The organism is Burkholderia sp. Tr-20355 (genome assembly GCF_017104685.1).
Classification (GTDB): Bacteria; Pseudomonadota; Gammaproteobacteria; order Burkholderiales; family Burkholderiaceae; genus Burkholderia; species Burkholderia seminalis.
Window position 1 is genome coordinate 23,264 of sequence record NZ_JAAGPK010000098.1, and the last position, 8,806, is coordinate 32,069.

The 8,806-nt window shown below is 59.1% G+C and carries 6 protein-coding genes; all 6 read left to right on the forward strand.

Annotation, left to right across the window (positions count from 1 at the left end):
* Window positions 1-51 precede the first annotated feature (51 nt).
* Window positions 52-2,343, forward strand: coding sequence for a glycosyltransferase family 2 protein (locus tag G3N62_RS22760; RefSeq protein ID WP_241013176.1), 2,292 nt, complete (start codon window positions 52-54; stop codon window positions 2,341-2,343).
* Between the two features lie 130 nt (window positions 2,344-2,473).
* Window positions 2,474-3,433 (forward strand): phytanoyl-CoA dioxygenase family protein, encoded by a 960-nt coding sequence (locus tag G3N62_RS22765; RefSeq protein WP_124669276.1) that lies wholly within the window; start codon window positions 2,474-2,476, stop codon window positions 3,431-3,433.
* A gap of 369 nt (window positions 3,434-3,802) precedes the next feature.
* On the forward strand, window positions 3,803-5,008 hold the full coding sequence (locus tag G3N62_RS22770) for a capsular biosynthesis protein (protein WP_034187194.1): 1,206 nt from the start codon (window positions 3,803-3,805) through the stop codon (window positions 5,006-5,008).
* Window positions 5,001-5,792 carry an SDR family NAD(P)-dependent oxidoreductase gene (locus G3N62_RS22775; protein ID WP_124669275.1) on the forward strand — a complete coding sequence of 264 codons (792 nt, stop codon included), beginning with the start codon at window positions 5,001-5,003 and terminating at the stop codon, window positions 5,790-5,792. Before G3N62_RS22770 ends, G3N62_RS22775 begins: the two co-directional genes overlap by 8 nt.
* Window positions 5,789-7,318 carry an LTA synthase family protein gene (locus G3N62_RS22780; protein WP_124669274.1) on the forward strand — a complete coding sequence of 510 codons (1,530 nt, stop codon included), beginning with the start codon at window positions 5,789-5,791 and terminating at the stop codon, window positions 7,316-7,318. Before G3N62_RS22775 ends, G3N62_RS22780 begins: the two co-directional genes overlap by 4 nt.
* A 3-nt stretch (window positions 7,319-7,321) precedes the next feature.
* Window positions 7,322-8,806: polyketide synthase (locus G3N62_RS22785; RefSeq protein ID WP_206141304.1), on the forward strand; the 1,485-nt coding region annotated here is incomplete at its 3' end.

Here is an 8,806-nt window from a genome sequence, read left to right on the forward strand (position 1 = left end):
TCGGGCGGCGGGACCGATTTGTCGCCGGTAGCTTCTCCATTTTCGATCAATATGAAAGATTTTCTCCTGTCGATTGTGCGTCGAACCGTTCGATTCAAGGTCAATCCTGTCCGGGATCTGGCTTTGTCCGGGCCGACGTCTTCCGACTGGATGTCGACAGGCGAGCATCCCCTCTTCGATCTGGCGCCGGAGAGCGGGGCCGATGTCGTCCCGACGGGCTGGGTGCATATCGAATCCAGGATGATCCGGCGGGGCGCGCATCTGGTGGCCCGGCTCCACGTGGATACCGGATTGGGTTTTACCGATGCAGAGTCCTTTGTCATTCCCGCGACTCGGCTGGGAATTGTCAAACATGTCGTCAGAATCTCGCCCGGGGCGCGCCGTTTGCGGCTGTCGCCCATGTGTGGCGAAGGTATCGTCCGGTTGGAGTTTCTGCGAATCACTCGAATAACTCGTGCAGAGAAGGTTGTCAGAATGGCCGGGCAGGTAATCGGTGATCTGATAAAATTCAAAAATACCAATCAAGCAAGAAAATACAATCTCACTTGGACTCGTTTGTTGACGGATCTGGAGGGCGCATACGCGGATTGTGCAAAATTGCGATTCCATTCTGCTCCGATGGATTACGAATCGTATGTAAGAAAATTTGATACCTTGCGTCAATCCGATATTTCAGAGATCAGGCAGCACATCGATTCTTTCATCAAGAAGCCGTTGATTTCGGTTCTGATGCCGGCGTGTGAGGCATCGATCGATTACTTGAAATCTGCCGTGCAGTCCGTTTTCGGGCAGATCTATGAAAATTGGGAATTATGCATTGCTGCCGACGAGGTGAATGATCCGGAAGTGGTTTCGTATTTGGAGTCGGTTTCTGGAAAAGATGATCGGGTAAAGATTGTTTCTCGGGAGATGGGTGGATACGTATCAATCGCTGAAAATAGTGCCCTCGAGATGGCGACGGGGGAGTTCGCCACGATTCTCGGCCGAAATGATGTTCTCTCGCTTCACGCACTTTATTTCGTTGCCTTGAAGGTCAATGAAATTGATGGACTGAATGTAATATATTCTGACAAGGATGAAATCGATCGAAACGGGATTCGAGGCGATGGCTGCTTCAAGAGTTCCTGGAACCCTGACCTGTTTTTCTCCTGCGATCTGATTTCGCATCTGGCTGCGTATAGAACATCCGTTTTGCGCGAGATAGGCGGGTTTCGGGTCGAATTCGAGGGCGCTCAGGACTACGATCTCGCACTTCGTTGCGTGAAAGCGAGCACGGCGTCCCAGATTTGTCATATCCCGCGCGTGCTCTATCATTCCCGGCGTGAGAATGGGCCCGGATGCGATCCGGACAATGGCATTGGCCAGGCCGGGCAGAGGGCGCTTTCGGATTACTTCAAGGATCAACCCGGAGTGAGCGTTTCCTGCGGGCATCTAGCTGGAACTTATCGGGTGCAGTATCCGGTGCCCACGCCCGCACCAAGGGTCACCGTCATCATACCGACTCGAGATGGCGGCCCGTTATTGAAGAAATGCATCCATAGCCTGTTTCACGGAACCTCCTATGAGAACCTGGAGGTCATCGTGGTCGATAATCAAAGCGAAAGCCGGGAGACGGTTGATTATTTGCAGTCCCTGTCGGCGAAAATCGGTGTGATGGTTTTGAAGTATGATTTCCCTTTCAACTACTCGTCAATAAACAACTTCGCTGTCAAGCATGCATCAGGCGATGTGCTGTGTTTTTTGAATGACGACGTGGAAGCAAGCGAGCCGGACTGGTTGAAAGAGATGGTTTCGCACGCGTGGCGCCCGGAGATCGGTGCCGTAGGGGCGAAGCTGCTCTACGCGGACGGATTCATCCAACATGCGGGCGTGGTGATGGGGATTGGCGGTTTCGCCGGCCATGCGCACAAGTTGTATCCCGCGGCGCACCCGGGCTATGCCGGGCGTGCGATGTTGACGCAGAATTTCTCGGCAGTCACGGGAGCGTGCCTGGTCATGCGGCGTGAAGTGTTTCAAGCTGTTGGTGGATTTGACGAAGAAAATCTTCCGGTGGCATTCAACGATGTCGATTTGTGCCTTCGTGTGCGGGAAGCGGGCTATCGAATATTGTGGACCCCTTACGCAGTCTTGTATCACTATGAATCCTATAGCAGGGGCGATGATCAGATGTCTCCCGAGAAGCGCGCCAGATTTAATGGGGAGAAGAGCTTCATGCTTTCCAGGTGGCGAACCGATCAATTTAATGATCCGTACTACAATGAAAATTTGACCCTTGATCGGGAGGATTTTGCTATTTCGGATTTTTCAAGGGTATATAATCCCTGGCAAGCTCGAGCGAAATGAGTTGTTTTTGCTATTTTAAAATTCTTCCGGAATACAGGTGGGATTCCGTGAAGGAATAGGATTTTTGGCTGTTATGTGATCCCCCCCTGGTGTATCCCGGAGAGGGTAAGGTAACGCAAAAGGAGTATTCATGGATGTAAAAAAGCGTCTGCTTCCGGGCATTCCGTTGATCGAGTCCCCACTGTTCGACGCCGAGATTGAGCAGGCGGAGTTGACGTCCGGCGAGCGCGAGATTGCGCGGGCGTTGAATCGCAACGGCTATGCGGTGATCGATTTTCCCGATGCTGAACTCGATGCGCGGATTACGCGTATTCGCGAGCGCCTGGCCGGGCAGTTTGTCGAAACGGGACTGAGTAGCGATGGCGTGGTCCATGGTGCTGGCCGTATCCAGGACGCGTGGATAAAGGACCCGGACGTCAAGGCGATTGCCACCAATCGTCAGATGCTGGATTTGCTCGAACGCTTGTATGGTCGGGCCGCATTTCCATTCCAGACGCTCAATTTCCGGGTTGGTACGCAGCAACCGTTGCATACCGACGCGGTGCATTTCTCGTCGATCCCGCAGCGCTTCATGTGCGGGGTGTGGGTCGCTCTCGAAGACATCTCGCCGGAGTCAGGGCCGCTTCAACTGGTCCCCGGATCGCACAACTGGCCGATGATCGACAATGCAACGGCCGGTCGGCGCGGGTTTGGGGTGCCCGGCGAATCGGCGCAATTGCCCTATCAGGAAATCTGGGATTGCATGGTGGCGGCAAAGGGCGCCACCATCAAGACATTCGAAGCGCGTAAAGGGCAGGCGCTGATCTGGTGTGCCAATCTGCTGCACGGCGGGAGTCCGCAAATCGATCCCGCCATGTCACGCTGGTCGCAAGTGACGCACTATTTTTTCGATGATTGCGTCTACTATACGCCCGCGTTTTCCGACGAATACCTGGGCCGTTTGCAGCTTCGCAATCTGGTCAACATCGTCGACGGTACACCCAAACCCAATTCCTATCTTGGCGAGATGGTCACGCAGTCGCCGGCCGGCGGCATGCCGCGCAAATCGCGAACCTTGACGGGACGACTGCGCAAGTGGATGCAGGGGTGATGCGTGCCGAATGCGGAAGGCGGGGCGTCCCTGCGACGCGCCGGGCCCCAGGCCGGCGACGAGGCGGACGGCATGGAGAAGCAATCGGTGCGGATGCCGGCCTCCTGTCGAGTCGGTCCACCCGCAAATATGCGACGCTCGTGCGAAAGCGGATTCGGAGAGGGGTATATGTCGTTTTTTTGACGATCACGCATATTTCTCATTTGCATTGCAATGAGGTATCCTCCCTACCTTGCGGCGGTCATCGCCGCCTCATTCAGCCATTGAGGCTGACACGAGAGATTACGGGGATTGCGCGCATTACATGTGCCTTTCCAAATCATTGCGCTCGTGCTTAGCGTCTCTTCGATCCTCGATTCAATAACTTAGATGCCGCGCTCGTTTCTCGTGCTGCAAGGCACTGCCTCGCTTTTTTTCTATCAACTCGCGCGTGCCCTCCAGGACAAGGGGTTTGCCGTCCATCGAGTAAATTTTTGCGGTGGCGATTTGTTGTATGGTGGGACAGGGGCTGTTTTGAATTATAGCGGCGAGGTTGGGAATTTGCCGCAGTGGTACGACGATGTCGTGAGGCGAGAAGGAATCACCGACGTCGTCATGTTCGGCGACTGCCGCGACATACATCGCGAGATGCTGGCGGTCTCGGCTGAGCATGATCTGCGGGTTCACGTATTCGAAGAAGGTTACGTCCGGCCGCACTGGATCACGCTGGAGAGCCACGGTGTCAACGGGCGCTCGTTGCTGCCGCGCGATCCCGCCTGGTATCTGCAGCAACGCAGCGTGACACCGCCTGCCGAGCAGTGGCAGGCCACGGGCTATAACCTGTACGAGCGCGCGTTCCACGACATTGCGTATCGTTTTGCAAACGCGATGTGCTGGCCCCGTTTTCCGAAGTATCGCAGTCACCGGCCTAAAAATGGATTTCTCGAGTATTCAGGGCTCGCTGTCCGGATGCTTCTGCAGCGCAAGCACCGGCGTGAAGCAGAGCGCGTAACGCGGGAATTGCTCGACGGCGTGCGGCCTTACTACCTGTTTCCTCTTCAATTGAATTCGGATGCGCAAATCGTCGTGCATTCTTCTTTCGATGGAATTCGGGCGGCAATCAGCCATGTTTTGGAATCCTTCGCGCGATATGCGCCGCGAGATGCGCTGCTGGTCATCAAAAATCACCCGCTGGACACAGGGCTGATCGAGTATCGCAATTTTTCGCTTAAAATTGCGCGTGCCGCAGGCATGGAAGATCGGATTCGTTTCATCGACGCCGGCCATCTTCCGACATTGCTTGAACGCGCACGCGGGGTCGTGGTCATCAATAGCACGGTCGGGTTGTCCGCGCTGCATCACAAGCGGCCGTTGGTCGCGCTTGGATCGGCTATCTACAATCTGAGCGGCCTGACCTGGCAGGGTGATCTCGATGACTTTTGGCTTGGCGGGATGCCTCCTGATATGGACCTTTATCACGCGTTCCTCGACTATGTGATGCATCACACGCAGATCAACGGCGATTTCTACACCCGGTCCGGTATCGCAATGGCCATTGCGGGCGCGGTCGCCCGGCTAGAGCGTGCGGATGACTAGGGCGCCGATCCGGAGCGTCGTAGTCACGGGAGCAAGCGCGGGCATCGGGCGTGCGCTTGCGCTTGCGTATGCGCAATCCGGCGCCGTGCTCGGCATCATCGGACGGAACGAAGCGCAACTCGAATCGACCGCGGCGGCCTGCCGCGCGCGAGGCGCGACAGTGATTGTCGGTATCGTCGACGTGCGGGACGCCGAACCGGTTCGCGAGTGGCTGCATCGTTTCGACGATCAGTATCCGATCGAGCTGCTCATCGCCAATGCTGGCGTCGCGAGCACGCTGTCCTCCGTATCTGACTGGGAGGACCTCGACCGTATCACCACCGTCGTCGATACGAATTTCTACGGTGCGATGCACACGGTCCTCCCGGTTGTCGAACGCATGCGTGCCCGCAAGCGCGGCCGCATCGCCGCGGTCAGTTCCCTGGCTGCGCTTCGCGGCATGGGGATTTCGCCCGCGTACTGCGCAAGCAAATCGGCGATCAAGGCCTATGCCGATTCTGTTCGTCCGCTGCTGAAGCGAGACGGAATCGGTGTCTCGGTCATTCTTCCCGGTTTTGTCAAGACGTCGATGAGCGACGTTTTCCCCGGTGACAAGCCGTTCATGTGGACTGCCGGGCAGGCCGCGGCATATATCCGCAGAAAGCTCGATGCCGGGCGCGCGGAAATCGCATTCCCGGGCCTGCTTGCGTTCGGCATGCGCATCCTGACCGTGTTGCCCGTCACGCTGGCCGATGCAATTCTCGACAAGCTTTCGTATCTGCCCGGCAAGGAAGACGTAAATTGACGGGCGCTATCTGGCTCGCGCTCGCCGTTGCGGCAGGCATATCGTTTCTGCCGGACCTGATCGCAATTCCGCGTGCGTCGTTGCGGCGTCGCACAGATGCGCTGCTGTTGCACGTGGTTTCTGTTGTGTTCTTCGCGGCGCTGATGCTGCTAGCCACCGCGCGCCCGATCTTTTCTGCATCCGTCGCGGTCGCGCTGGTCGGGCTCGTCGCGGTTGTGAGCAATGCCAAATATGAATCCCTGCGCGAACCGTTCGTTTTTACCGATCTCAGCCTGTTCAGTCAGTTGTTCTCGCACCCGCGGCTCTATCTGCCGTTCCTGAGCGCGGGCAAGGTCGTGGCGATCGGCGCGGGGATCGTGCTCGTCGTCACTGGCTATCTCGCCGAGGCGCCCGTCACGCCGAGTCCGGTGCTCGCGCTGGCGGCTGTTGCAGTTTTTACATTCTTACTGGCGCGATACATTGCAGCTCACCTGCCATTGGCGCTCGACGCCGAGGAAGATCAGCGCCGTCACGGTTTTTTCGCAGTCTTCATCGCATACTTGCTGAACGGCATGCGTCCCGCGGCATTCGAAGCCTTCCGGCGCGTGGTCGAAGCGGGCCCCTTCGTCTCGGGTACGTCGGTGCAGCGCCCCGACGTCATCGTGATCCAGAGCGAATCGCTCTTTGACGTGCGACGCATCTCACCCGCGATTGCGCCTGGCGTCCTTTCCCGTTTCGATCGCGCGAAACGCGAAGCGGTCTGCTATGGCGAGCTTTCGGTGCCGGCATGGGGCGCAAACACGATGCGCACGGAATTCTCGATGCTGACCGGCCTGTCGTTCGAGCGCCTCGGTTACGCGCGCTTTTATCCATATGCGTTCGTGCGTCGCGCGGGCGCGTCGATCGCAAGCTGGTTCGGCCGCGGCGGTTACGAGACGCTGGCGCTTCATCCGTACTACGCCGATTTCTTTGGCCGCAATCGTGTCTTTCCGTTGTTGGGATTCGACACATTTCTCGATATCGAATACTTTGCCGACGCGCCGCGTGCCGGCCCGTATATCTCCGACGCCGCCGTGCTGGACGCAGTGATTGCCTTGCTGGACGGCGAGCGCAAGAAACCGCGCTTCATCTTCGCAATGACAATGGAAAACCACGGCCCCCTGCACCTGGAGCAGGTTTTACCCGGAGAATCGTCTTCGAGGCATACTCTTGGCGAAGACGCCTCCTGGCGCGACCTGACCGCATATCTACGGCACATTGAAAATGCCGACGCGATGATCGGCCGCTTGCTCGATCATTTGCGTACCAGCGATCGTGAAACAGTCGTTTGTTTCTACGGCGACCACGTTCCCGCGCTGCCTCATGTATTCGAAAAACTAGGCGTTACACCGCAAAACAGCGACTACTTCATATGGCGGAACTACGGCACGGATACTCCCGAACGCCGTGACCTGGCTGCCGAAGAACTCGGGTCGGTACTTTTGCATGTGGTACAAGATGACGGAAATCGCGTGGAAGAGCCGCACGCATCCGAGAAAGCGACATAAAAGATGAACAGTAAGATTGCAATAATTGGGGTGGCTTGTCGGTTTCCCGGGAGCGCTAACAATCTCGGCGACTTCTGGCAACTGCTGCGCGACGAACGCGACGCAGTGACCGAAATCCCCGCCGACCGCTTCGGCACCGATTTCTACCAGCACCCGTCCAAGCGCGAACCGGGCAAGAGCTACACGTTCGCGGCCGGCGTGCTCGACAACGTCGCCGGCTTCGACGCCGCATTCTTCGGCATTTCCCCGCGCGAAGCGGCCCAGATGGACCCGCAGCAACGCCTGCTGCTCGAACTCGCATGGGAAGCGTTCGAGGACGCGGGCGTGCGCCCGGCCGACATGCGCGGCAGCAACTGCGGCGTGTTCGTCGGCGCCGCCAGCATGGATTACGGCAACCGCAACATGGACGATCTGAACGTGATCGATCCGTATTCGGCGACCGGCAACACCCTGAGCATCGCGTCGAACCGCGTGTCCTACCTGTTCGACCTGCGCGGTCCGAGCATGTCCGTCGACACGGCCTGCTCGTCGTCGCTCGTCGCGCTCCACCAGGCCGTCAAGGCGCTGCAGTCCGGCGAAGCCGAGATGGCGCTCGCGGGCGGCGTCAACCTGCTGCTGCATCCGTTCGGCTTCGTCAGCTTCTCCAAGGCGTCGATGCTGTCGCCGCGCGGCCGTTGCCGCGCATTCGATGCGACCGGCGACGGCTACGTGCGCTCCGAAGGCGGCGCATTCGTACTGCTCAAGCCGCTCGATCGCGCGCTCGCCGACGGCGACACGATCCACGCGGTGATCGCCGGCTCCGGCGTGAACTCGGTCGGCCACTCGCCGGGCGGCATCAGTGTGCCCGGCGCGGCCGCGCAAGCGTCGCTGCTGCGCAGCGTGTACGCGCGCGCCGGTATCGATCCGCAGTCGCTCGCGTACCTCGAGGCGCACGGCACCGGCACGGCGGTCGGGGATCCGATCGAGGCGCGTGCGCTGATCGACGTCGTGTCGGGCCAGCGCCCGGCGGACCGTCCGCTACTCATCGGTTCGGTGAAGACCAACATCGGCCACCTCGAAACGGCCTCCGGCATGGCCGGCCTGCTGAAGGCCGTGCTGTGCCTGAAGCATCGCGCGGTGCCGCGCTCGCTGCATTTCGTCACGCCCAATCCCGGCATCGATTTCGACGGCGGGCGCCTGCGCGTCGTCGATCGCTTCATGCCGCTCGACGCGGGCGACGCGCCGCTGACGGTCGGCGTCAACTCGTTCGGCTTCGGTGGCACGAACGCACACGTCGTGCTGACCGAGGCGCCGGCTGCCCGTGACGTGTCGACGGCTGCGCCGGAACCGGCCGATGCGCTGTCTCCGCTCGTGCTGACCGCGCGCGGCGCGACTGCGCTCGGCGCGCTCGCGGGCCGCTATCTGGCGACGCTCGACAACGGCGGCGACTGGCAGGCGCTTGCCGCCGCGGCCGCACGCCGCCGTCAATGGCTCGAACATCGCGCGATC

What these genes read in the sequence shown, in the direction of transcription:
- G3N62_RS22760 (WP_241013176.1), top strand. Translation starts at nt 52, where the DNA reads ATGAAAGATTTTCTCCTGTCGATTGTGCGTCGAACCGTTCGATTCAAG.
- G3N62_RS22765 (WP_124669276.1), top strand. Translation starts at nt 2,474, where the DNA reads ATGGATGTAAAAAAGCGTCTGCTTCCGGGCATTCCGTTGATCGAGTCC.
- G3N62_RS22770 (WP_034187194.1), top strand. Translation starts at nt 3,803, where the DNA reads ATGCCGCGCTCGTTTCTCGTGCTGCAAGGCACTGCCTCGCTTTTTTTC.
- G3N62_RS22775 (WP_124669275.1), top strand. Translation starts at nt 5,001, where the DNA reads ATGACTAGGGCGCCGATCCGGAGCGTCGTAGTCACGGGAGCAAGCGCG.